The 24,896-nt window shown below is 61.8% G+C and carries 18 protein-coding genes; 12 read left to right on the top strand and 6 right to left on the bottom strand.

Features of this window, described 5'->3' with window-relative positions; translation table 11 throughout:
* Nucleotides 1-4: 4 nt before the first annotated feature.
* Nucleotides 5-277 carry a hypothetical protein gene (locus ACIBK2_RS19575; protein WP_396968936.1) on the bottom strand — a complete coding sequence of 91 codons (273 nt, stop codon included), beginning with the start codon at nucleotides 275-277 and terminating at the stop codon, nucleotides 5-7.
* A 59-nt stretch (nucleotides 278-336) separates the two neighbouring features.
* Here ACIBK2_RS19575 and ACIBK2_RS19570 point away from each other — a divergent pair, with 59 nt between their 5' ends.
* The 3 genes from ACIBK2_RS19570 to ACIBK2_RS19560 all read left to right on the top strand — a co-directional run bounded on the left by ACIBK2_RS19570 (nucleotide 337) and on the right by ACIBK2_RS19560 (nucleotide 4,266).
* Entirely contained in the window at nucleotides 337-1,758 is a 1,422-nt protein-coding gene (locus ACIBK2_RS19570) for a VWA domain-containing protein (protein WP_396968935.1), read from the top strand.
* Nucleotides 1,759-1,948: 190 nt separating this feature from the next.
* On the top strand, nucleotides 1,949-2,956 hold the full coding sequence (locus ACIBK2_RS19565) for a DNA cytosine methyltransferase (protein WP_396968934.1): 1,008 nt from the start codon (nucleotides 1,949-1,951) through the stop codon (nucleotides 2,954-2,956).
* Entirely contained in the window at nucleotides 2,953-4,266 is a 1,314-nt protein-coding gene (locus tag ACIBK2_RS19560; RefSeq protein WP_396968933.1) for a DNA cytosine methyltransferase, read from the top strand. The genes ACIBK2_RS19565 and ACIBK2_RS19560 overlap by 4 nt, the downstream gene beginning before the upstream one ends.
* Here ACIBK2_RS19560 and ACIBK2_RS19555 read toward each other — a convergent pair.
* The 3 genes from ACIBK2_RS19555 to ACIBK2_RS19545 are packed head-to-tail and all read right to left on the bottom strand — an operon-like array spanning nucleotide 4,235 to nucleotide 9,671.
* Entirely contained in the window at nucleotides 4,235-5,122 is an 888-nt protein-coding gene (locus tag ACIBK2_RS19555) for a DUF6339 family protein (RefSeq protein ID WP_396968932.1), read from the bottom strand. The two genes, ACIBK2_RS19560 and ACIBK2_RS19555, sit on opposite strands and share 32 nt — an antisense overlap.
* Nucleotides 5,119-6,111: a hypothetical protein gene (locus ACIBK2_RS19550; protein WP_396968931.1), complete on the bottom strand. Its 993-nt coding sequence runs from the start codon at nucleotides 6,109-6,111 to the stop codon at nucleotides 5,119-5,121. Before ACIBK2_RS19550 ends, ACIBK2_RS19555 begins: the two co-directional genes overlap by 4 nt.
* Nucleotides 6,108-9,671 carry a sigma-70 family RNA polymerase sigma factor gene (locus ACIBK2_RS19545; RefSeq protein ID WP_396969225.1) on the bottom strand — a complete coding sequence of 1,188 codons (3,564 nt, stop codon included), beginning with the start codon at nucleotides 9,669-9,671 and terminating at the stop codon, nucleotides 6,108-6,110. The genes ACIBK2_RS19550 and ACIBK2_RS19545 overlap by 4 nt, the downstream gene beginning before the upstream one ends.
* A 112-nt stretch (nucleotides 9,672-9,783) precedes the next feature.
* Here ACIBK2_RS19545 and ACIBK2_RS19540 point away from each other — a divergent pair, with 112 nt between their 5' ends.
* The 4 genes from ACIBK2_RS19540 to ACIBK2_RS19525 are packed head-to-tail and all read left to right on the top strand — an operon-like array spanning nucleotide 9,784 to nucleotide 17,553.
* Nucleotides 9,784-11,400: an NERD domain-containing protein gene (locus ACIBK2_RS19540; RefSeq protein WP_396968930.1), complete on the top strand. Its 1,617-nt coding sequence runs from the start codon at nucleotides 9,784-9,786 to the stop codon at nucleotides 11,398-11,400.
* On the top strand, nucleotides 11,397-14,558 hold the full coding sequence (locus ACIBK2_RS19535; RefSeq protein WP_396968929.1) for a helicase-related protein: 3,162 nt from the start codon (nucleotides 11,397-11,399) through the stop codon (nucleotides 14,556-14,558). The genes ACIBK2_RS19540 and ACIBK2_RS19535 overlap by 4 nt, the downstream gene beginning before the upstream one ends.
* Complete coding sequence (drmB, locus tag ACIBK2_RS19530; protein WP_396968928.1) at nucleotides 14,555-16,447, top strand: DrmB family protein; 1,893 nt, start codon at nucleotides 14,555-14,557, stop codon at nucleotides 16,445-16,447. The genes ACIBK2_RS19535 and drmB overlap by 4 nt, the downstream gene beginning before the upstream one ends.
* Nucleotides 16,444-17,553 (top strand): hypothetical protein, encoded by a 1,110-nt coding sequence (locus tag ACIBK2_RS19525; RefSeq protein ID WP_396968927.1) that lies wholly within the window; start codon nucleotides 16,444-16,446, stop codon nucleotides 17,551-17,553. The genes drmB and ACIBK2_RS19525 overlap by 4 nt, the downstream gene beginning before the upstream one ends.
* 255 nt (nucleotides 17,554-17,808) lie before the next feature.
* On the opposite strand, the gene ACIBK2_RS19520 is transcribed toward ACIBK2_RS19525, so the two are convergent.
* The gene (locus tag ACIBK2_RS19520) at nucleotides 17,809-18,828 is read right to left on the bottom strand and encodes a Gfo/Idh/MocA family oxidoreductase (RefSeq protein ID WP_396968926.1); all 1,020 of its coding nucleotides are present in this window, start codon (nucleotides 18,826-18,828) and stop codon (nucleotides 17,809-17,811) included.
* Between the two features lie 62 nt (nucleotides 18,829-18,890).
* Nucleotides 18,891-19,895, bottom strand: a complete 1,005-nt coding sequence (locus ACIBK2_RS19515) for a LacI family DNA-binding transcriptional regulator (RefSeq protein WP_396968925.1) — start codon at nucleotides 19,893-19,895, stop codon at nucleotides 18,891-18,893.
* Nucleotides 19,896-20,157: 262 nt separating this feature from the next.
* Between ACIBK2_RS19515 and ACIBK2_RS19510 the strand changes: the two genes are divergently transcribed.
* From ACIBK2_RS19510 to iolC, 5 genes are read left to right on the top strand one after another with little or no spacing between them, the layout of a single operon-like run.
* The gene (locus ACIBK2_RS19510; protein ID WP_396968924.1) at nucleotides 20,158-21,054 is read left to right on the top strand and encodes a TIM barrel protein; all 897 of its coding nucleotides are present in this window, start codon (nucleotides 20,158-20,160) and stop codon (nucleotides 21,052-21,054) included.
* Nucleotides 21,055-21,073: 19 nt separating this feature from the next.
* Entirely contained in the window at nucleotides 21,074-22,069 is a 996-nt protein-coding gene (locus tag ACIBK2_RS19505; protein ID WP_396968923.1) for a sugar ABC transporter substrate-binding protein, read from the top strand.
* A gap of 10 nt (nucleotides 22,070-22,079) precedes the next feature.
* On the top strand, nucleotides 22,080-23,132 hold the full coding sequence (locus ACIBK2_RS19500) for an ABC transporter permease (protein ID WP_396968922.1): 1,053 nt from the start codon (nucleotides 22,080-22,082) through the stop codon (nucleotides 23,130-23,132).
* Nucleotides 23,129-23,929: an ATP-binding cassette domain-containing protein gene (locus ACIBK2_RS19495; protein WP_396968921.1), complete on the top strand. Its 801-nt coding sequence runs from the start codon at nucleotides 23,129-23,131 to the stop codon at nucleotides 23,927-23,929. Before ACIBK2_RS19500 ends, ACIBK2_RS19495 begins: the two co-directional genes overlap by 4 nt.
* A 28-nt stretch (nucleotides 23,930-23,957) precedes the next feature.
* A complete protein-coding gene (gene iolC / locus ACIBK2_RS19490; RefSeq protein ID WP_396968920.1) occupies nucleotides 23,958-24,896 on the top strand; it encodes a 5-dehydro-2-deoxygluconokinase in 939 nt (312 codons plus the stop codon).

Raw genomic sequence — 24,896 nt, 5'->3', positions numbered from 1 at the left:
TCAGTCAGTAGGCGCAGAGCTCGACCCAGTCGAAGTTGCCGTTGCGATCGTCGAGATTGCCGGCAAAACCGCGACTCTCGAGCAAGAACAATCCGGCACCCTCGACGTACGGAACCGCGAGATCGAAGTCGCTGGCGCGGTAGATGATCCACTTGCTGTCCCGAGCACCCAGCATGCGCGCGTTCTCCGCGGCATCGAGGAAGCCCATGAAGGAGAAGTCGCGCCGAACGCCATGGTGCGGGCGGGAGGCCAGGGTGGTGCGGAGATCGCCGATCACCGCGCGGCCGAGCGATTCATGTTGTCCCCGACCATCATGGTGCGAATGGAGGCAGCGGCATGACGTCTACCCACCGTGGACCAGCTGCTCCGCAACAGCCCTCCGACACGATCACCGATCGCCTCGTCGAGTTCGTCGGACTACTCCGCGACTACGGAATCACGGCGGGCCCCAGCGAAACCATCGACGCCGCAGAGGCAATGCTCGCACTCGGCTTGTCCGACCGAAACCGACTCCGCTCGGGTATGGCCGCCTGCCTCCTCCGCCGCAACGGTCAACGCGCCGTCTTCGACCAACTCTTCGATCTGTACTTCCTGACCACAGAGCAGCCGCAGCCGACCGCCGCCGCAACACCGGAATCCATTGAGTCACTGCGAGATCGACTAGCGGCCGCGCTAATCGAGGACGACCCATCCGCCGCCACCGACCTCGCCCGCCAAGCGCTTACCCAACTCGGCGCCTATGGGGGAGCAGGCACCGGCCAGTCCGACACTCCCGTGACAACCGCCTCCGGCGCAGGCTGGTCCTCCTATCTGACCATGCGAGCCCTGAACCCAGAAGACCTCATCGCCCGCATAGTCGCAGGCACAACCGGCGCACCCGATCTCGACGCCGCCGTCCGCACCATCGAAGCCAACCGCCGCCTCACCCAATTCCGCACCGCCGTCCAAACCGAGGCCCGCCTACGCTCCGCCCAACTCCGCGGCACCGAATACATCGCTCGCCGAGGCGTCGAATCCAACCCCGACCACATCGATTTCCTAGGCGCCCGCGAACAAGACCTAGCTGAAATGCGCCGCCTAGTAACCCCTTTGGCCCGCAAACTAGCCACCCGCCTAGCCGCCCGCCGCCGCAAATCCACCCACGGCCAAATAGACATGCGCCGCACCCTCCGCCGCTCCATCTCCACCGGCGGCGTCCCCATCGATCTCGTCCTCCGCTCCCGCAAACACGGCCGCCCCGACCTAGTAGTCCTAGCCGATCTCTCCGGCTCAGTAACCGGCTTCGCCGAATTCACCCTCCACCTAACTCAAGCCCTCCAAGACCAATTCACCAAGGTCCGCAGCTTCGGCTTCATAGACACCTGCGACGAAATAACCGCCCACTTCACCCCCGGCGACCCACCCACCCCAGGCCTCGCCGCCCGCATAGTCCGCGACTCCAACGTAGCCCGCTACGGCAGCAGCAACTACGGCGAAGCCCTACAAGGCTTCGTCGACAACTACTTAGACGCCCTCGGCCCCCGAACCTCCCTCCTAATCCTCGGCGACGCCCGCACCAACCGCACCGACCCGAATCTCCCTGCCCTACAAGCGATGTGCAATCGAGCCAAACACGCGTACTGGCTAAACCCAGAACCCTCCCGCTCCTGGTCCACCGGCGACTCCGCCGCCCACCTCTACTCCGACCACATCACCATGCACGAGTGCCGCAACGTCAAGCATCTCGCCGAAGTCATCTCCCGCCTGCTGCCTGCCTAAGCAATCTGGCTGTTCGCCCGCGGACCAGCAATACTGAACGGGCGGTGCGGCAGGTCCTTTACCACCTCCAGATGCCGCTACCAAGTTCACAAGTCGGTTCCGAGTCATCGGTTACTGTCATGTGCCAGATTGATACAACAGGCGAGTGGAATTGGCAGCGGGAGGGACCGATCGACGACAGGTGGGGTCGATGACCGAGCTACGGTTTGTTGATGTGTGCGCGGGGGCAGGTGGGTTGGCCCTTGGCCTCGAGCAGGCTGGCTTTGAGCCGGTGCTGCTTCTGGACGAGAAGCCCGGGGCCTGCGGCACGCTGAAGTTGAATCGTTCGGCGTGGCAGGTCCTGGAAAAGAATCTGCTGGACTTCTCACCTCTGCAGCACCGGGAGATCTATGACGTTGATCTGCTGTCGGCAGGGTTGCCCCGTGTGAAGTCCAGTGCAACTGTCATGCGGATCGAATCAGAGGCCGAACTGCGATTGCTCGAGGCAACCGTGTATCTGGCGCACGCAGTCAAGCCCCGAGCGTTGCTCATCGAGAACGTGCCGGAGCTTGTCAACGCACCAAGCTTTGAGCCGATACGCGACTTCCTCCGTCAGGAGCTGGTTCATCTCGGCTATCGGTTCCACTGGTTCATCCTGAACGCGGCTGACTTTGGGGTACCGCAGAACCGGAAGCAAGGCATGCTCGTGGCGCTTCAGAAGCAGTATTTCGACGCGTTCTGTCCACCAGAACCAACAGTGCGCGAGCATCAGTCCGTAGGTCGAGCGCTATACCGGTCCATGGCCGCGCGCGGTTGGCGCGACGTCGACCGTTGGGCAGCCCAGGCGCTCAGTGTTGCCCCGACATTGGTGGGCGGGTCGGACAGGCGCGGAGGTGCAGACCTCGGGCCAACTGGCACGAGGAAGGCATGGGCCAAGATAGGCGTAGACGGAGGCACGGTCGCAGACGAAGTTCCCGGTCCAGACTTCATCTGGGCTCCGGAAACGGGTAGGCGCGGAATGGTGAGGATTACCACGGACCAAGCCGCGCTCCTACAGGGTTTTCCGACTGAGTGGAGATTCGATGGTAAAAAGACGGCCCGCTATCGTCAGATAGGGCATGCCTCCCCGCCTCCAGTAGGGAGGGCAGTGGGATTGGCGATCCGAGCGGCGTTGGTAGAATCTGCGGCCCCTGCCGCCGGCTACACTTCAACCCCATGAACCTGGAAGCACACGCTTGTCATTTCGACGGAGTCCGCATCCTTGATCTCTTCGCAGGTCCTGGGGGACTCGATGTGGCCGCGCACTTCCTGAAGTTCAAGAGCATCGGGATCGAGCTGGACCAGAACGCGTGCGAAACGCGCTATGCGGCAGGCCTGCCGACGATTCACGCCGACGTGAGAGTCATGCGCGAGACCCGCTTCGACGAGATCCCGAAGTCGGTCGATGTGCTCGCCGGGGGCCCACCCTGCCAGTCCTTCTCGGTCGCAGGAAACGGCGCGGGGCGGCGAGCTCTGGACACTGTTAAGCAGTTCATCCACCGTCTTGTAAGCGGAGAAAACGAGGCCACGATCGATGAGGATCTGCTTGCCCTCGGCGATCCCCGCACCGCCCTGGTCCTGGAGCCACTCCGCTGGCTCCTCAAGGCGATCGAAACAAACGGTCGTAACCCATACGAGGTAATCGTTCTCGAGCAGGTGCCAGCGGTTCTGCCTCTCTGGGAGGTCTACGCGAAGCTCCTCCGGGGTGGTGAGGGAAAGCTGGAGGGTGTCAAGTACGAAGCGGAGTGCTGGGAATTGAAGACTGAACAGTTCGGTGTGCCGCAAACTCGCACCCGCGCGGTACTCGTCGCTCGTCTCGCGGGGCAGGGAGCGATCGAACCGATCAGAGCGACTCACCTGCCATTTGACTTGTATCGAGGCAAACGCGACGCGGCTCAACCCGATGTGCTTCTGACCGACTGCGCGATTCCTGGGGCCAAGCAGCGCTGGATATCTATGGCAGGTGCCCTCGACGCGGCAAGTCGGCTCGAGGATTCTCCCGTTGACGTTTCCCGATTCCGTGCAGGAGACAAGACGGAGTTCTTTGTTGTCTCGAACTATGGCTCTGGCGGTGATCCGAAGAAGCGAGGTCGGCGCCTGTCCTCTGAGCCCGCCTTCACCGTCACCGGAAAGATCTCGCGAAACAAGATCTATAGGAGCATCGCGGAATACGAGGCCAACCGGTCCGACCGGTTCACAATTCCTGAGTCTGGGGTTCTTCAGACCTTCCCGCACAACTTCCCCTGGTCTGGTAAGGACCAGGCCCAGCAAGTCGGGAACGCTGTACCCCCGCGGTTAGGCATGCATGTGCTCAGCACAGCCTTGCATGGGAGGCCTCCTTCGGACGAGGAGTTGATGGCCGCAAACAGCTGGCCGAGTGTATCCGAAGCAATCTCAGAGGAGTTGCGTCATCTGGGATGTGGTGATCAGAGCCAATGTCCTCCGGAATCACACAAGATCACTCGCCTTCGTCGGAGTCCCGCCCCCTGACCTGCGCATCTGCAAACAGCTCCGCGAAATGACCAACCAATCTCTCGACCGCCTGTTCCGGGGCACGCTCTTCCTCTGGGCCTTCGGGGAGGTTGTTCCGGGGCGAGGGAAGGGACGATTCAGCGCCCGCAATCCAGTCCCGCATTGGGTCAGCGTCGCGTTCCGCGTCCGGAGCGATAACGTCATACATCAAAGTTGCCGCAGCGGTGTTGACCGCGGTCGTCAGGGCATTCACTTCTCGACCGGTTCGGACTATCCCGCGTTCCATCAGTCTGATAAGCGCCAGAGCGGTAGGACGGTGGTCGATGACGTCGAGCCGAAGCGCAGAGTTGAGCATGTCCTGATTACCACATGCTATTACGGCGGGTCGGTAATCCGGGCCGTCACGGAATAGTTCGGCTGCCCACCAGAGCCGCGCGAACGCCTGCTTGTAGTGTGCGCCAACGAACTTGTCTCGAGCCACACGGCCATGTGGAACGTCTGGCTTCGGCTCGGGCAGATGCCGCCAGACGACGTAGTCCGGCGCCACGCCCAAGGCCAGATAGGTCCACAGTTGCTTGTCGGATGCCTCCCGACGTGTCAATCGGAGGGTCTCATGCAGGCGGGGTGCCAGCCACGCGTCCGCTGCAGTTGGACGCTCGTCACGGTACTTGGCAATCGCATAATCGATCAGATCCCGTACGTTCTGAAGTCCTAGTCGTGCGTCCTCGTTCGGCAGTGGCGTGGCAGCCTTGTTGAGCGCAATCGCAGGAACGTCTTCGCGGCCTTCGAGTAGCCCTGTCGAGATGTACTCAGCGGCCTGTATATCGGACAGCAGCGCAAGCCTTTCCGGCAAATACTCGGGGCGGGATGTCACGCGGAGGTCTCCTGGTCGAGTCGTTCGATGTCACGGACAGCGGCGGCCAATATCTTAGGAACATCAGCACGTCGTGCGGCTGCATACTGGATTCGCGGTTGTAGGTCCCTCCAACTTCCTTCGCCGGAACGTCGGATGTGAACCTCGCGCAAAGCGTCCTCTGCTGATCGCCCGGGGATAATATCCGGGAGCATCTCGCGAAGGACTGCTCCGCGCCAATCCGGTGGGAAGACTGGATTCCCGTCGTCTTCGATCTCCAGATCGCCTACAGCGGTGTGAAATACAGCGGTCCACACATCGGAACACATATGAGCGAGCAGCATCTCGCCCAACACGCTCTCCACCTTTGAGCCCCCGCCTTCGACGAGCGCAACAAGGCCCTCGAAGTCCGAGTTCATGCGAACGGCGGGTATGCGGCCTGAAGTGTCCACGATCCAGGGCACATCACGGAATCTCGCCAAACGCTCGGTGCTGCGGGCGAAACTAACGGTGCTCACATCGAGTTGGCGATCCCGGAGCGGGGCGTCGGCAGTCATGTCGATCATCCACTCCTGATCGGTGGAGCCGATTATCCGGCCATGTGTTTCTCCTACCGTGGCTACTACATGCACCGCGAGGGACGCACGGTCCAGGTAGTCGTCTCGGTTGAGCTCGACTTCTCCGATCCATTCCCTGCCACCTGCCGTACCGGGTCGCAGTTGGGCTACGGTGCGTGCATTGGTGGCACCCTCCGTCAAAACGGCGATTACTACGAGGTCGGACCAATGACCTTTTGCCTCGATCTCGCGAACGGGCACAGTCGCGCTGAGGGCAATCCGGGCAGTCTGCCAGTCATTCCGTTCGGCCCTGCCCAGTGCTACAACCTGCTCGACGACCGAATACCCCTTCGTGTCCAGCTGTTCACGGCTGTCGCCGAGACCGCGGAGCCGGACAGCTGTGACCCGCACGGTCACTGCTCCAGCAAGTCGAGGGTAGGGGTATACCTTCATTCGACTCCGCCCTTGCTTTCTAGGAGTTCGACAACGAGACCGGTCAACGCGGCTCGCACAGGATGTGCCGACACATCGGTAATGCCTCGAAAGACAGCACGGCGGGCGTTGGGCGTGAACAGCAGCACCCCGTCGGTCACCTCGCAGTTGCTAACAGCGACGAGCTCGGCCCATTTGACCACTGGACGAGGACCAGAGCGAACCTCGAGCTTAGCGACGGGTCTCATGCGCCAAGGCTCTTCTCCGGGTGACAGCTTGACCTCTGCAGTGATCTGCCATGCCCCGGAGGAATTGATGCTCGCCTCTAGACTGTCCAGTTTCGGAGGAGCCACCGTTCCCCTTACCTTGGCAGTGGGCTTGCCCGAAATCTTGAGTCGCTTGCGTACCTTGGTTGTGCCGCCAGGCTTCTTTTCCTTGGGGATTGCCACCAGTTCGTGCACGGCTCTGTTGGTCGCCGAAGTCAGAGCTGCTATTCGCCGATGGGCCGAGGGCGAGTAGCGCATTCTCAATTCCTCGGTCTGGGCCCATTTATTGTGCTCCGGCGGCTCGGCGGAACGGAGAAACTCCTCTGCCGCGGCAGCGAACGGCGCCTCACCGCCCGCTGCGACGCCTGCAAGTAGAACTGCTTGGAACGGATTGGTACCTACCGGGAGGTTTGGCACCCAACTGGTCTTGACCGTCATGCGGTTGCCGCGCATCGCGGTCACCTGATTGATTTTGCCGTCGGCATCTGTCGCCTCGGTAATGAGTAGGACCGCTCGATGCTCACCGGCTGTTCCGGTTTGGCCATCTCGATCGGGAACATTCAACGGGACCGTGGCTAGCGCAACTTGTCCTGCTTCTACTAGCCGATCCACCGTCTTGCCGCTCAGAAATGCCTGGAGGGCACGGGAGCGTGCGGGCTGATGAATCTGCGGATCGACCTGTTCTTCCTCGATGTACTCCACACCGTTGCGCAGTGTTCTTACAGATGCCTCGAGCAAGGGCGGGCGTCCGCCTCCCGACGTCATCGCGGCCCAAAAGTTGCGACCGAGGGCGCGAACCAACCGCTGATGCATCCGCTCGAGGCTGTCCTCATCGTCACCTACGTCGCCGTCTTGACCCGGTCCGGGCTCGGCAAGACTGGCCACGTCGTGTGCTCCGACAATTAGGAAAGATGTGCCGGCATCATCGTCTTCGCGTGTGAGATGAAGTCTTTCCACGATGTCGTCGTCGGCCCACCAAGAACGGGCTACCTTGGCGTTGTCCGCTTCGGTATCTGGCAGGCCCAACCAAGCTGGACCCGCGAATCTCGCGCCATCTACCTCTCTCCAGGGCAGATCGAGGCGGCCGATCAAGCGTCGCTCAGTACGCCCCTCGTGTGGTTCGGAAAGCGTGGAGTTCATGAGGACCAGCCCTAGGCGGCTGGTCGCCCAGAGGGTGGCTTTTCCGAGGCCATACGATCCTCCGGCCACCGCGTCCGATTTACGACTCTCGAGTTGGCGTCGCACTACGGCGGAGAATCGGCCGTCCTCATAGTCATCACCCGTTAGCCCATTGGCGTTGTAGTCATCAACGCGAAGAAGGACCAGTCGGTCCCGCTCGTACATCTCTCGCATGCCGGCGCGGATGACGCGTCCGACTTTCTGATCTTGGGCAGCGGCCGCTGCGTAGTGCGGGTAGAGGTCGTCCCAACGAATGGCGGTGCGGAACTGAGCCAACGCGTCACCAGTTAGTTCGTGCAGAATGTAACGGACCCGAACTGGGCGGTCGTTGCGCCTGTCACGCTCGTCCAGGCTGTTCTGGGTGGCTTCACGGGCCAGGACCTCCAGATCGGCTTCGAAGGCGAAGGCTGCTGCGTTGCCGAATTCCCGTCCGCCGTCGAGGTGTCCGGGACGGTGGTACCAGGCGATCGATTTGTCCGTAGGTTCGCTTGGGGGCGAACCAATCCCGATTTCCTCTTGGGCACCATCCTCCCCGGTAAATATTTCTTGAACCTTGATCAGTAGGTCCGGACGAGGCGCGGATCGGTTATCGAGCCAGGCTTCGACGAGCGCTCGCGTTACTCCGAGACGGCGTGCCAGTTCGGTTTCGTCCGTCCCATTTCCTTGCATCCGTTCAGCCAGCCATCGGCCAAACTCCGCGTTTCGTGAGGTCACCGCTTCCTCTCTCGTATCGGTGCTGTTGTATGCCTCCACTCTGCTGTCGGCGCTGCGTAGCAGCGGCTTGCCAGCTGCGGATTCTCCTGGTTTCTCTCGATCACTGCCTATGTCGGTCCGTTCCGTGGCCTCCCGCGCGAAATCTCGAGCAGCCTTCATGCGCCGACGTTTCGACTCAGGGTCGTCTGGGGCCAATCCGATTTGAATCCTCAAATCCGTCAGCGCTCGATTCTCGATCTGCCGAATCCGCTCGCGCGTTACTCGGAATTCCTTCCCGATTTCATCGAGCGTCCATTGTCTGTCATCGATGAATCCGAACCGCAAAAGAAGAACTCTTCGTGTTCTCGTGGGAAGACTGCTGGCGTCGAAGAGTTGGAAGAGTTCCTGACGTGTGAATTCGTTCCAGAGTGCCTGTTCAGGGCCAGGGATGCCTCGGCTCAGATCGGCGGTCAGCTCCCCAAGGGTTATGTTGTCGCCGACGGGCTTATCGAGTGAAAGGACATCTCGGTTGCAACTGAGCCGCAGGCAATCCTCTACCCGGGCGTGACTGATACCGCACGCAAGGGCGAAATCGTCCATATTCGGCGTCCTGCCCTGGTTGTAAAAATCTCGCTGAACCTTCCGCACCTTCTCGATATCACTCCATACATGGACAGGAATCCTGATAGAAGACTCTTCGTCGATCACGGCCCGAGTTATCTTCTGTCGAATCCACCAGGTAGCGTACGTGGAAAATTTCCACCCCAGAGACAGGTCGAATTTCTCCATGGCTCGGATTAATCCGAATATGCCGTGTTGGGCAAGATCGTCATACATGGGATTGTCTTTGGAGCGTCTCATGTTGCGCAATGTATTGTGAACAAGCCCCTGATTGTGGAGGATCATTGCGGAAAATGCCCGATGTTCCTCACTGTCTCGCGAAAGCTTCGAAACATATCCATCGGGCAATGATTCCGATGGATTAATATTCCCTCGGAACAGGAGGCAGAGGCCCACTTCTTCTTGCGCGGTCAGCAGATACTTCTCGAGCTTTGATCGCCTGCGATCGATTTCGAGCAGGCCTTGAGCGGCGCGACGTGCCGCACGCAAGTCTTCGACATGTACATTTCCACGGAGAGTCCTGAGGTCCGGAGCATTTTCTTCCTCGGGGACCTCGAAGTCTTCCAGACCGTTGCCTGCGCCGACAACTTCACTCTCCTCGTCGCTGTGATCCTCTTCGGCCCTACCACTCCCCGGATTCGTCGCAACCACAGCTCCGTACAAGATGGGAGCATCCTGCACGTTCAGGCGCGCGGCTCGCCTCACCTGATCCAGCGCGGTGTCGAGTTCGACCCCTTCCGCCGTGAAACGCCGTACAAGACCCGCGAGCATATCTTGGGCAAATCCGTTCATCCGGCTGTTGGATTCACCGCTTCGCCCCATGGTCACCGCCCCTTGCACCCACCCCGTCAACGCTCTGTCTCAGAATCGGCTCCCTGAGCGAATCTGACTCGATATCTTGATGATACGTTTAAGATGCCGTTGGGGAGGGTAGATGCGGGTCATTCCGAGTGAGATCTCGAGCAGTACGAAGAGCCAAGCCGAGCGCAGTGTGTTCGCGGCGCTCGAGAGGATCGTCGATGACCAGAGCGTTGCGTTGCACTCTGTTCATCTCCCCAAGCACCATAAGAAGCGTGTCGGCGAGATCGACTTCGTCGTCATCACGCCCCAGATTTTGCTCTTCATTGAGGTCAAGGGCGGTCGCGTCTGCCTCAGGGACGGGAAGTGGTACTACGGTCCACCCGGTCGCGAAGATGGTCCAAGGGAGAGCCCTTTCTCGCAGGCCAGCGGGGGTATGCACGAGTTCGACCGGGAGATCGGCGAACTTGTCGGCAATTTGCGAGGACACGGCGTGCCCAGCGGGTACCTCGTGATCACCACGGACGTCGACATCCAACGCACCACGGAGTTCGAACCAGAGCAGTACCTCGGTGCCACTGCGTATGACGGCGGACGGGGTCTGGCACGAGGAATCGAGCGCGCCACTCTCTTCTGGCTGGCCCGCAATAAGTGGGCCAGCACCCCTGTACCTGCCGTATTGCGCAAGAAGATGCTCGATGCAGTGCGCCCGGAATTCGACCGCGTACCCAATCTGCAGGCTCGGTTGGTAAACCTCGAGGTCGCTTTTGAACGGCTTACCAACGAACAGATCGACAGACTCGATGAACTGGAGTCCAACCCGCGCCTCATATGGATCGGTGGTGCAGGCACTGGCAAGACCTTCCTCGCGGCCGAGGCAGCTCGTAGGAAGTCCACCAACGGCAGCGTCTTGTTCACCTGCGCTAGCGCCACGCTTGCTACCCATTTGAGCCGAATCCTCGCTGACCACGCGATTACCGTGCTGCCGTTCGATCGCCTGGACGAGGTTCGGGGCCGCACCTTCGACCAACTGATCGTGGACGAGGCGCAGGATCTGATGACCTTCGAGAGTCTCGGCATCCTGGACAACCTCGTCTCCGACGGTCTCGCCAATGGCCGATGGATCTTCATGCTCGACCAAAACAACCAGGTGCTGGCGCCGGAGGCCTACGATCCCGATGCTTGGGATTTCTTGCGGCTACTGGGCTCTGTATACGGGCCCATGAAGAGAAACTGCCGCAACACCGTCCAGATCGTTACACAGGTTCACGCTTACACAGGAGCGGACCTTGGCGTTGCCTCCGCAGGGCAAGGAGAACCGGTCCACTTCACGGATGTCCAGGATGCACAGGAAGAAGCCGCTGCCCTAGGCGCCTACGTGAACAAGCTTGTGCAGGAAGGCATCTCGCTGCGGGATATTACGCTACTGTCCGCTTCCGGGGACTGGGAAACGGGTTCGGCTCGTCTGTTACAGCGATCCTCCAAGATTGAGCGATTCGCAAACGTAGTCGGGACAGACCGTACGAAGCACCGTCTCACCTGGGCTTCCGTCTCCGAGTTCAAAGGCCACGAGAATCATGTGGTTTGCCTGATCGATTTTGGACCCGAACACCTCGAGGGGCGTCTCGATGCGCTTTACGTCGCCTGGACTAGGGCTCGCGCGCAACTCTGGGTGGCCTGTCGCCCAGGCACCCGCCACAAACTCAGGGACCTGGGCAGTGCCATACTGACACGGACGGAAAACCTCGCATGAACGACTCCGAGTCACCGCTCGCCAAGCATCGGGATGCGTTCGTGGCGTATCTCCGCAAGCAATTGGTCGGCCCAGCTGCCGCCGACAACGAGACCCTCGTCGATCCACCCGATCGACGCTATTTGATGGGCACGTTGTACCCACGTGGAGCATCCCTCTCGGAGCTAGCGCAGGAGGACGGCGAGCAGACCTTCAGTGAGACGGAGGCCGGCGCCGGGGAAGAGGACGGATTCGCCGACGATCCTGTGGCCGAAGCGAATGCATGGCTTCCCTCATCCCTTGGTTTCTCCTTCTTCACCGATGCTCAACAGATCGAAGTGTCTTGTGGGGCTTATCGCTATCTCACATTGCGCGAGGGCGGGCGTCGCAGTTGGCAACGACAACCCCGTCTTTCCGCAACAGAGACGGTCGTTGTGGGACAGAAGACACCGATCACCGTTCTGGACGGACATGGTCGTCTCCATACCCGTTGGCGCCCTTACGGAGTCGGACATCTCGTAACGTGTGTCTTGGCTAACGCGCGCTCTGAAGAAGAGAGCCCACACCGGGACCGGGACCGGATGCTCTTCCAGGCCGAGCTAGAGGCATCAACAATCGGAGGGAAGGTCCTGGAGTATCCGAGCACTCGCCTCAATAGTCGCGATGAAGAGGAACAGGAGCTTCGCGTCCAGTACCGCCACATCGTGACCAGAGCAGTAGGACATGGTTGTGCTGTCGAGTGGGACGAAATGTCCGGCGAGGTCGCAACGGTACGAGCGCAGGTTATGCCTCTTCAAGTGGTCGAGCACATCACGCCTGACGGGCCCACGACCTTGCCGATACTAAATCTCGCATACTTGTCGCGACCCGGGCTCGCGGTGGACGCTCTTCGAGCCGAACTGCACTCGTTCGTCCAGGGGTATCGCGTGTGGTTCGAAACCCAGCAGGTGCAGGCCCAATCCCTCCCGGAATGGGCCGCTACACCGTCTCAACGGATCCTCGGCCGCATCGATGTCGTGCTCAACCGCATGGCGCTAGGAGTGGAGGCACTCACCGCATCGACACGTGCGGGAGGCAAGGCGCGTGAGGCGTTTCGTTTGGCCAACCGGGCGATGGCGCTTCAGATGCTTCACAGCCGCCGAGAATTGGCAGGTAGCCGTCGCCGCAGAGACAGTGAACTGCTCCAACAGACCGAGCCCGACGACGACTACGCATGGCACCCGTTCCAGCTCGCCTACTTTCTACTCGTGGTCGAATGTTTGATGAATCCTCACAGCGAGGATCGCGAGACCGTTGACCTGATCTGGTTCCCTACAGGTGGCGGCAAGACGGAGGCATATCTACTCACCGCATGCTTCGAGATCCTTTGGCGCCGACTGTGGTACGGACCGGAGGGCGGTGGGACTGCAGTTCTCAGTCGGTACACGCTGAGTCTGCTTACAACCCAGCAATTCCAGCGCACGGCAACGGCCATCTGCGCCCTGGAATACATCAGAAAGGGACTTGACGGTCCATTGCTCCACGACCTGGGGGAGGAGCCCATCTCCATCGGGCTTTGGGTGGGGAAGGAGACGACGCCGAACAAGATCTCCGCGGCGCAAGACGAGCTCAGCGCCCTGAAGCAGATGAACGAACCCGATGATCGCTTTCTGTTGGAGCGCTGCCCATGGTGTGGCACCGAAATCGTTCCGGAGCGACGCGGATGGAACAAGGATTTCGGGATACGGGCGGATGGAATCTCAACTTCTTTCTTCTGTCCGCGCGACTCTTGTGTATTCCATGAAATTTTACCGGTCTCCGTCGTGGATGAACAGATATATAAGGAGCCTCCTACTTTCGTGCTCGGGACTGTGGATAAATTCGCACGGTTGGCTTGGGAGACGGAGGCCGGGAATCTCTTCGGCAAGAATGGTAAGCGTGCCCCCTCGCTGGTTATTCAGGACGAATTACACCTGTTGGCAGGCCCGCTGGGAACAACGGTCGGATTGTATGAGACAGCTATTATCGAACTGTGTTCCTGGGGCGGCACCGTGCCGAAGATCATCGCATCGACAGCGACCATCCGGCGCTCGCAGGAACAAATCCGCAACCTGTATGGTCGTCCCGCGCAGCTATTCCCTCCTGCTGGAATCAAGGCTGGTTACTCTTATTTCGCCTCTCCGGACGAGGATAAGCCCGGACGTTTGTACGTGGGTGTCATGGCGCAGGGGCATACCGCCTCGACCGCGACCATTCACGTGGGTGCCGCCGCCCTGCAGGCTCCGAAAGAAATCTGTTCAGACGATACCCTTCGCGATGCCTACTGGACCGCAGTCGCCTACCACAACAGTCTGCGAGAGCTCGGTCGAACGGTAACGATCGCAAGGGACGACATCCCTGCGCGACTTGAGCATCTGACGAAGGACGTCGCTCGTCGTCGGAGTTTGAGCGATGACTCGGTAGCTGAGCTCACCAGCAATATTCCGCGCGCAGCTCAACCACGGCTTCTAGAGCGATTAGGCAAGAGCTTCAAGGAACGTGGCAGCATCTCGTTCCTCGCCGCGACCAACATGCTTGCCGTCGGTGTCGATGTTCCACGGCTGGGGCTCATGCTTATGAACGGACAGCCAAAGACGACATCGGAGTACATCCAGGCCACCAGCCGCGTCGGCAGGAAGGTTGTGCCTGGGCTGATTGTTACGCTTTTCCGCTCGACCAAGCCTCGGGACCGATCTCATTACGAGTCGTTCGGCGCCTATCACCGCTCGCTGTACCGGCACGTCGAACCTACCAGCGTCACGCCGTGGTCTATGCCCTCTCGTGGCCGCGCGCTGCATGCGGTACTCGCCATTCTCGTTCGACACGGGATCGGCCTGAATGCGGAGAACATGGCGGGAGACATCCTTGATCACATGATCGAGGTCAGACGGGTCCGGGATCTCATCGTCAACCACGTGCAACGGGCCGATCCAGAAGAGGCTGACGCCGCGATCAGGGAGCTCGACTCGTTGATCGAGGCCTGGCAACAAGAAGCCGAAATCGTCCGCGGTGAGGGTGGATATCTCTATTACCAATCTCAGGGACGTGGATATACAGCGCTCCTCACTGACTTCGGTAAACAAGATGGACTTTGGGAGACACCACAGTCGATGCGCAACGTGGACCGCGAGTGCCTTGTCGCTGTGAGGGGGATGCCATGAAAGATATTCGCCGCAAGGTGCGTAGAGCGCAGACTGTCGTTCCCTTCGGGGTCGGCGGCATTATCGACCTCCGAGGCGAATCGTTCGTCGCCGCGGATATCCGGAGCTGGGCCGCAAGTGGCGAGCGGGTCGAGTCTCCAAGGCTTGCAATGAAATTGAGGGTCGAAGGGTTCCGATCGGCCCCTGTAATCCCCTCTGGAAAAGCCTCCTACACGTCCCGTGTCGGGCCTGCGTACGTACGATTTCCCAAGTGGCTCTTCTGCCCTCAATGCAGGGAAATGCAGTTCTGGCAAACGAGTCTGGAGCAACGGGACAAGCCACCGACCTGCCAGCATTGTGCGGCGAAGGCGCAGCTGGCTCCGATGCGTTTCATCCAGGTCTGCAAGGCAGGCCACATGGCCGACATCGACTGGCGTCGATGGGCACACTTCAGGCATGACGGACATGACCAGCGCCAGTGCCAATCCGATCGGCTTCGGTTCGTCGCTAGTCCAGAGTCTGCCGGATTGGAAGCCCTCCGAGTTGTCTGTCTCGTCTGTCGGGCCGAACGCAGTCTGGCGGGGCTCAGCCAGAAGAACGTCCTCAAGCAGACCAACCCGCTATGTCGTGGAACCCATCCGTGGCATCTTGGGGCCGACGAGGCGGATCCGTGTGACGAAACACCTCAAGCGGTACAGCGCGGCGCATCTAACGTGTACTTCCCGATCACTCACTCGGCAATCGACATCCCGGCGCCTGGCGATCTGCCTGAGGATGACGAGCTGACCCAGAAAGTCATCAATAGCTCACCGTGGCCTGCCTTTGTCAATCTCGGTAGCAGCAGTCCCATGTCCGATTCCTACAAGACTGTAATCGCTGACCTGTGTGGGGTGTCGGAGGATTTCGTCGAGAATATTCGACAGCGCTGTGTCGACAAGGATTCGTCGGTGTTGTCGAGCGCTGGCTCGGACGACGATCTCAGTATTGCCGAATGGGCAGCATTCTCCAATCCCGATGCCATTGCCGAGTCGCGGACGTTCTCTGTGCGTCGAATTGAACTCGGAGTTCACCCAAATGATCCCAGGTCTCTGCATGTGCTGGCCGTAAAAATATCTGCCGTCGTTGTGGCAGATCGAGTACGCGAAGTCCGCGCCCTCGAAGGGTTTTCGCGATACGAGCCCAGCTCCGGTGACGATGAAGAACAGGGCGGTCGTGTGGTTTCGGTCAACACAGCAAGCCGGGCACTGTGGCTACCTGCCATCGAAACTTATGGTGAAGGAATATTCATTTCTGTTGACGAAGAGCGTTTAAGTAACTGGGAGAGAGGTGAGCAAGTTCGAGAATGGACGCGACGAATCGAGCGCAACTTGGACGCTTCCTTCCAGGTCGACCGCTTGAGAAGTAAATCCGGGCCAGAGCTCCTCCCGCGATTCGTGATGCTGCACACCCTTGCTCATCATTTCATCCGTCAACTCTCCTACGACAGCGGGTACAACGCGGCATCCCTACGGGAACGCGTTTACGCTCGAAGTCACCCTTCGGGCAGCGGGCTTCCGCAACAAGCGGGTGTGTTCATCTATACGGCGGCCGGGGACGCAGAAGGGACGCTGGGCGGACTCGTCCGCCAGGGGCAGCCACCGAACCTCTCGGAGACTGTGATCCGTCTGCTCGAATCTGCGCAATGGTGTTCACAGGACCCATTGTGCGCAGACTCGACCGGCAGGTCGCTGGCCAACCTCAACCGAGCCGCCTGTCATGCCTGTACTCTTCTTCCTGAGACTTGCTGCGAAATAGGCAACACCTTGTTGGACAGGATGCTGCTGATAGGCGAAGGCGAGGTCCCCGGATTCTTCCGTGACGTTGTCCAGGCTGCACTCGAGGAATCAGCTGAGGCCATCGATCTGCCATGATTCCGTCCCTCCTCGACCTCAGTAGCGAGCAGCGGAAAGTCATTGATATTCCATTTTATGGATGTCATGTGATCACCGGGGCGCCGGGTTCGGGAAAGACCGTGATGGCTATATATCGTGCCTGGGCGTTGGCGACTATTGGGCGTGCCGTTACATTATTTACGCGCTCGAATCTCCTGCATCAATATCTGGAACAACTTGCTCCGGACGTGGCAAATGCCTACGTAGTCACCACTTATCATCGGTGGATCAGGGAATTCTGGTCGGCACACTTCGCCATCGATCCGCCGAAAACCGGTGAGGACGACTGGAGCTACGACTGGATCGAGATGCAGCGGCGCTGTATCTTTCAGAAGGTCAGGTCCACAACGAATCTGGTGATTGACGAAGGGCAAAACCTTCCTGTCGGCTTCTATCAATTGTGTCGTATCGTCGGCGTCGATGTCACCGTCTTTGCAGACGAGAACGAGCGGATCGATGACGAGCAGAGTGCCATATCCGAGATATGCCGTGTGCTGGGGGTGAATGCAGGCCCACTCGCATTGCTAGAGAGTCATCGAAGTACTCGCCAGATTGCGATGTTGGCATCCGAATTCTCCGTGAGGGCAAACGGCGACGCATTCCTACCTGTACGGATGGGGCGTATCCCCGGAATCCTGAAGATATCCTCACTGAGGGAGTTCGCTGCTGAAATATCTCAGTATTTTGAGCAATATCCGGAGCGGAGTATCGGGATTATCTGCAGGTCAATCTGTCTGCTGCGGGATGTTCAGAGCGAGCTCACTCGGCTCGGGCTCACGAAGTATACTCAGGCGTACGTGCACGACGATCAGTATCGGCACACTGTCGACTTCTCAACGCGCCCCATCCGGATAGTAACCACCGCCAGTATGAAAGGCCTGGAGTTTGACAGCGTCTTTGTGCCGGACTTGCATGCGTATACGGAGGACCGGACCAGCGTCGAGGCTCGGCTTCGCCTCTTTGTGTTATGCACGCGCGCCCGCAAGGATCTCTGCTTTGCTTACCTCGGCCCTCAGGAGCCTGCCATTCTGTCGGGCATTCGAGAATCTTTGTTGGCACGCCGCACCGTTGACCTTGGAGTTTAGGAACAAACGGCATTGTTAATCCATGCTCAAACTGTCCTGCGATCGGGTTAATGAGTCCTATCCTGTGAGCAAGCTGATCTCGGTGTGCCGAGTGGGGTTCTGTCTCGAGGGCCAGACGTTGCTACCGCCCGCGGCGTCCTGAGAACGACTCTGTTGCCCCGTGATCGAGGAAGGGCGAACCCGTCTGGTGGAGTTCGATAACACCACCGGCGGTCTGCGATTGCGTCAAGCCGTCGGGCGTGCGCCGACAGGTGATCAGTGACGGACTTCAGCGACCTGGACGGGTCGGTGTTCGGCGCGCGAGAGTTCGCAGGCTTCGGCGACGTAGAAGGCTTCTAGGGCATCTGTTGGGGGGCAGGGGTTTTCGAGGTTGCCGTTGACGACGGAGACGAAGGCAGTTAGTTCGTCGGTGTAGGCGTTGCGGAAGCGGTCCATGAAGCCGGGGTAGGCGGGGTAGGGGGAGGCTGGGTAGTCGGGTTCGACGGAGGTGAGGGGGGAGCGGTCGTCTAGGCCGACGATGGCGTTGCTCTTGGAGCCTAGGGCTTCGAGGCGGACGTCGTAGCCTGCTCCGTTGTAGCGGGTCAGGGAGATGGTGGCGAGGGTGTTGTTGGCTAGGCGTAGCAGGACCGCGGCGGTGTCTACGTCGTTGGATTCGGTGAAGATGGGGTCGCCCTGGTTGGTGCCGGTGGCGTAGACCTCGACTATTTCTTGGCCGGTTACCCAGCGGATTATGTCGAAGTCGTGGACGCCGCAGTCGCGGAAGATGCCGCCGGAGTGGGGGATGTAGTCGGCGGGGGGTGGGGTGGGGTCGAGGGTGGTGGCGCGGAGGGTGTGGAGCCAGCCGAGGGAGCCGGAGAGGATGGCTTTGCGGGCGGCTTGGTAGCCGGCGTCGAAGCGGCGTTGGAAGCCGATTTGTACTGGGACCGTGGTGTTTTGGAGGTGGTCCAGGACGGCCAGGGTGCCTTCGATGTTGGCGGCTACTGGTTTTTCGCAGAAGACGGGGATGCCTGCGTCTACCGCTCTGGTGATCAGCTCGGGGTGGGAGGCGGTGGCGGTGGTGATGATGAGGCCGTCGAGGTCGGCGGCGAAGAGGGTGTCGAGGTCGGGGGCGAATTCCAGGCCGAGTTTGGTGGCGGTGGTGCGGGCTCGGTCGGGGTCGGCGTCGGCGACGATGACGTTGGCTACGTTGGGGAGGTTTTTGAGGGTTTCGGCGTGGGAGGTGCCGATGCGGCCGGTGCCTGCGAGGCCGAGGGTGACGGCTTTGTGGGATGTCATCGACTTTTCCTCCTGATGAATCTCGACGTGCGGTGGGGAAACTGCCTGGGGCAGGGGAAGTTTCAGCTGATGGGGGTGCTGGTCGTCGCGCGGACGACGAGGGAAGGCTGGAGGCGGCGACGGACCGGGTCGGTGCGGTCGGCGCGTAGGCGTTCGACCAGTGCTTCGACGGCGAGGCGGCCCATTTGGACGCGTGGCTGATCGATGGTGGTCAGGGAGACGTGGCGCAGGGCGGCTAGAGAGGTGTTGTCGTAGCCGACTATTGAGACGTCGTCGGGGACGCGCAAACCGGCCTCTTCCAGCGCGGACATGGCGCCGACGGCGTTGAAGTCGTTGCCGCAGACCAAGGCGGTGGGGAAGTTGTCGCGGGTGAAGAGGTTCAGCAGCTTCTGTACGGCGGCTATGCCCGCGGAGTCGGTGTGTTCGCTCGGGATGACCATCGGCTCGAGGCCGTGGCGTTCCATCGCGGTGCGGTAGCCCTTGCGGCGGGGGGCCGCGGTGAACGCGGTGCCGCCGTCGAGGTGCACGATGCGCCGATGGCCAAGGGAGGCAAGGTGATCCACGGCCAAGCCGACACCGACCTCGCCGTCGTCGTTGACGGTGTCGACGTCGGGGATGGTGGAGCTGCGGGACACCAGGACCAGCGGAGCCTGTTGTGCCGCATCGCGAATGGCGGCGGCGGGCAGGATGGGGGAGAGCAGGATGATGCCGCCGGGGCGGAAGGCGAGCAGGCTCTCCAGGGCGGTGTGTTCGCGGGCGGCGCTGCGGCGGCCGGTGTTGAGGATGAGCTCGAGGCCGGATTCTTGTGCGGCGCTGTCCATTCCCTCGACGACGTCGGCGAAGAAGGCGTTGCGCAGGTCGGAGACCATGACGCCGACGATGTTCGAGGTCCGGCTGGCCAGCGAGCGGGCCATGATGTGTGGCTGGTAGCCGAGGTCTTTCGCGGCCTCGAGCACGGCGCGGCGGCGATGGTCGCTCACCTTCGGTGAGTTGCGCATGACGAGCGAGACGAGGGCGCGGGAGACGCCGGCGCGTTCGGCGACGTCTTCCATGGTCGGTCGCGCCATGTCGTCTCCGTTCCGCGTTCGATGATCCGTGCAGTGTCGGACGTTACAAGGTTGTCGCGCGCTAATCAATAGAGCGCTCTAATCCGACTTTCTTCTCATCCGAGTTCTCGGCGTTTTCGCTGGAAGGTCGGATATTACCTGGTAGTAGCGATATTCTGGCCAACGGTGCGCCTCTTGACACACTATGACCCACGTTACATAGTTGGAGCGCTCCAACCGTGTGGAGCGCTCCAACTCGACATCGAAGGTCGGAGAAGTCCTGATGACCGAACCGCTCTACCCGCTGCGCATCGCGGCCGCCCCCATCTCCTGGGGAGTGTGCGAAGTGCCCGGCTGGGGTCACGTGCTCGACGCGCACACCGTGCTCTCGGAAATGGCCGCGCTCGGCCTGTCCGCGACCGAACTCGGCCCGCCCGGCTATCTTCCGCGCGACCCGGACGAATTGCGCTCGCTGCTCGCGACATTCGGCATCACCGCGGTCGGCGGGTTCCTGGCGCTGGTGCTGCACGAGGAGCCGGAAAGCGCGCTCGCGCAAGCGAAGGAGAACGCCGAGCTGTTCGCCGCGACCGGCGCCGACGTGCTCGTACTTGCCGCCGCGACCGGGCTCGGCGGATACGACGCCCGCCCGCAGCTCAGCGCGGACGAATGGCGCACGCTCATCGACACTTCCGCCGCGATCCGCGACATCGCCGCCGAGCACGGCTTGCGCACGGTGCTGCATCCGCACGTCGGCACGCACGTGGAGACCGAACCCGAAGTCGAACGCTTCCTGGCCGATTCGGACCTCGACATCTGTCTCGACACCGGTCACCTGCTGATCGGCGGCACCGACCCGGTACTGCTGGCACAGCGACACGCCGACCGGATCGGGCACATTCACCTGAAGGACGTCCGCAGCGCGATCGCCGACGAAGTACGCGGCGGCGCACTGGAATACAGCGAGGCCGTGCGACGCGGGCTGTATGCCCCGCTGGGAGATGGTGACGTCGACGTCGCCGCTCTGGTACACAGCATGCAGGCCGCCGGATACGACGGCTGGTACGTGATGGAGCAGGACACCGCTCTGCGCCCCACCGACTCGGCGGAGCTGCCGAGCCGGGATACCGAACGCAGCCTGCGCCACCTGGCGGCGCTCGCGACTTCCGCCGCACGAATCTAGTTGGGAAGTGATGACAACGATGTCTCTTCGAGTACGCCGCGGGTGGCAGCGATCGCGCCGCTTGGTGCCGTGGCTGGCCGCCGCCGCGGTGCTCGCCGCGTGTAGCGGGCCGGGCGCCGACGTGCCCGCGCCGACGAATTCCCCTGTCGCAGCGGGCAAATTGCACTCCGTCGCGGTGGTCACGCACGGCAGCCCCGGCGATGCGTTCTGGAACGTCGTCAAGAACGGCGCGGAGGCGGCGGGCAAAGACCTCGGCGTCCGGGTCGAATACAACTCGGCGGGCGATCCGGGCCAGCAGGCGAAGCTCATCGACAACGCGGTCGCGCAGGGTGTCGACGGGCTGGTCGTCTCGATGGCCAACCCCGACGCACTGCGGCCCTCGATCGAAAAGGCTAGGGCCGCAGGCATTCCGGTGGTGACGATCAACTCGGGCGAGAGCGAGAGCGCTAAGTACGGCGCCATCGGCCATGTGGGACAAAGCGAGTCGCTGGCGGGACAGGCGGCGGGTAAGCGCCTCGCCGACGCTAAGAAGACCAAGCTGCTGTGCGTGATCCACGAGGCGGGCAATATCGGCGCCAACCAGCGTTGCGAGGGCGCGACCAAGGCCTTCGGCAATGGCACGACGCTGCAGGTGGACATCAACAACCCGACCGATGCGCAGTCCCGCATCAAGGGCGCGCTCGAGGCGGACAAGTCCATCGACGCTGTGCTGACGCTCAACTCACAGGTCGCCGCTCGCGCGGTGGATGGAGTGAAGGAGGCGCAGTCCGGCGCGACGGTCGCGACGTTCGACCTCAATCCCGATGTGGTCGAGGCCATCCGGGCGGGCAAGCTGCTGTTCGCCGTCGACCAGCAACAGTACGAGCAGGGCTACCTGCCCGTGGTGATGCTGCAGGCCTACCGGACGAACCTGAACACCGTCGGTGGTGGCACACCGGTACAGACGGGTCCGGCCTTCGTCGACAAGGGCAATGTCGATGCCGTCGCCGCGCTCGTGGCACAGGGTACGCGCTGAGGAGTATGAAATGACTGTTGCCACAAAGACATCCGAGGCCGGCCCGGCCGCCGAACCGAAGGGGCCGACGCTGATGCAGCGGATGGTTGTCCGGCCGGAGATCGGTGCCGCGCTCGGCGCGCTACTCGTGTTCGTGTTCTTCTCGATCATCACCGATCGGTTCCTGAGTCCGCTCGGCGTCGCGACCTGGCTGGACGACTCGTCCACGCTCGGCATCATGGCGGTCGCGGTGGCGCTGTTGATGATCGGCGGCGAGTTCGACCTGTCGGCCGGTGTAATGACGGCGTCGACCGCATTGGTCACCGCGCTGCTCGCGGTGCACGCGGGCTGGAACGTCTGGTTCGCGCTGCTGGCCTCGCTGGTGCTCGCGCTGCTCGTCGGCGCGTTCAACGGATGGCTGGTGATGCGTACGGGATTGCCGAGTTTCATCGTCACGCTGGGCACTTTCCTTGCGCTGCAAGGACTGAACCTCGGCATCACTCGAATGGTCACCGGAACCGTTCAGGTGTCGGGGATTCGGAGCGTGGACGGCTACAACTCGGCGGGCTGGGTGTTCGCCTCGACGCTCAACATCGGTGACGCCCGCATCCAAGCCTCGGTCATCTGGTGGATCGTGCTGACCGTGATCGCCTCGATCGTGTTGGTGCGCACCAGGTTCGGCAACTGGATCTTCGCGGTCGGTGGCGCGCTGCAGAACGCGCGGGCCGTCGGCGTTCCGGCGAACCGGACGAAGATCGTGCTCTTCATGACCACGGCGTTCGCCGGTTGGGTGGTCGGCTCCTGCAGCATCCTGCGCTTCGCCAGCGTGCAAGCGAATCAGGGTGTGGGGCTGGAACTGCACTACATCATCGCCGCGGTCGTCGGCGGCTGCCTGCTGACCGGCGGTTTCGGTTCGGCGATCGGTGCCGCCATCGGCGCCCTCATCTTCGGCATGGCCCGTCAGGGAATCGTGTTCGCGCGCTGGGACAGTGACTGGTTCATGCTGTTCCTCGGCGTGCTGCTGCTGGCGGCGGTGTTGGTCAACAACAGATTCCAGAAGCGAGCCGAAAGGGTACGCCGATGAGCACAGCATCGCCTAGCGATGGGCCCACCCCATTGATCGAGGCCGTTGGTATCGGCAAGAGCTACGGCGGCGTCGTCGCGCTGGAGGACGTGTCCACCGTGGTGAACGCGGGGCAGGTCACCTGCATCCTCGGCGACAACGGCGCGGGCAAGTCGACGCTCATCAAGATCCTGGCGGGCGTGCACCAGCACGACCGCGGCGAGTTGCGGATCGACGGGCAGCCGGTCCGATTGTCCTCGCCGCGTGCGGCTTTGGATCACGGTATCGCGACCGTCTATCAGGATCTGGCGGTGGTGCCGCTGATGAGCGTCTGGCGCAACTTCGTGCTCGGCTCGGAGCCGACCACCGGCCCGTTCCGACTGCTCGACCGCCGCAAGGGCCGCGAGATCGCCCGACAAGGGTTGGCGGACATGGGCATCGAGATCCGCGATATGGAGCAGCCGGTCGGCACGCTGTCGGGCGGTCAGCGGCAATGTGTCGCCATCGCTCGGGCCGTGCACTACGGCGCGAAGGTGCTGATCCTGGACGAGCCGACCGCCGCGCTCGGCGTGAAGCAGGCCGGGGTGGTGCTGAAATACGTTGTCCAGGCGCGTGATCGCGGGCTCGGCGTCATCCTCATCACGCACAACCCGCACCATGCCTTCCCGGTCGGCGACCGGTTCCTGTTGCTCAAACGCGGCACGGTGCTCGGCTCGTACGAGAAGGACGAGATCGATCTGTCGGAGCTCACGCGGCAGATGGCGGGCGGCGCCGAGCTGGACGCGTTGCAGCACGAATTACAGCGGGTCGTGTCGTGAGTCGCGAGCCGCAGCGGAAGGTGCCGTCGTGACCGGTCTGGAAGCGTTGACGATCGGCCGAGTCGGCGTCGATCTCTACCCGCAGCAGAGCGGTGTCAGCCTAGCCGAGGTCGAATCCTTCGCGAAGTTCTTGGGCGGCACCGCGACCAACGTCGCGGTCGCCGCCGCGCGACTCGGTCGTCGCAGTGCGGTGCTCACGAAGGTGGGGCCGGATGGTTTCGGTGACTATGTGCGAACGGCGTTGGCGGACTTCGGCGTATCGGCCGACTACGTCGGTACCGCGCCGGATCTCCTGACGCCGGTGGTCTTTTGCGAACTCAAGCCGCCCGCCGATCCGCCGCTGCTGTTCTACCGCGCGCCCATCGCGCCGGATCTCACCATCACCGAGGACGAGGTGCCGTGGGACGTGGTGGATTCGATTCCGCTGCTGTGGGTTACCGGAACCGGGGTCAGCGCCGAGCCCGGTCGCAGCACCCAGCGCCGGATCCTCGAACGTCGCGACCGGCGCGGGCACACCGTGCTCGACCTCGACTACCGGCCGATGTTCTGGCCGGACATCGACACCGCCCGGTCCGAGATCGGCTGGATGGTCGACCACGTCAATGTCGTCGTCGGCAACCGCACCGAGGTCCAAGTCGCCGTGGGGACAGCCGATCCCGATGAGGCCGCCGATCGGTTGCTGGCGCGCGGCGTCCGTCTCGCGGTGATCAAGCGTGGGGCCGAGGGCGTGCTCGTCGCCACCGAATATGAACGCTGGACGGTGCCACCGTGTCGCGTCGAGGTGGTCTGTGGGCTCGGTGCGGGGGATGGCTTCGGCGGTGCGCTGATCCACGGCCTGCTCTCGGACTGGGACCCACACCGCATCGCGACCTACGCGAATGCCGCTGGGGCCCTGGTCGCGTCGCGGTTGGCGTGCGCGGATGCCATGCCGACGAACTCGGAGATCGAGGAACTGCTGTGCCGCTGA

This window comes from Nocardia sp. NPDC050175, from assembly GCF_044459885.1.
Classification (GTDB): Bacteria; Actinomycetota; Actinomycetes; order Mycobacteriales; family Mycobacteriaceae; genus Nocardia.
The sequence above is the reverse complement of the archived record's forward strand: the minus strand, read 5'-3'. Positions and strand labels throughout refer to the sequence as shown.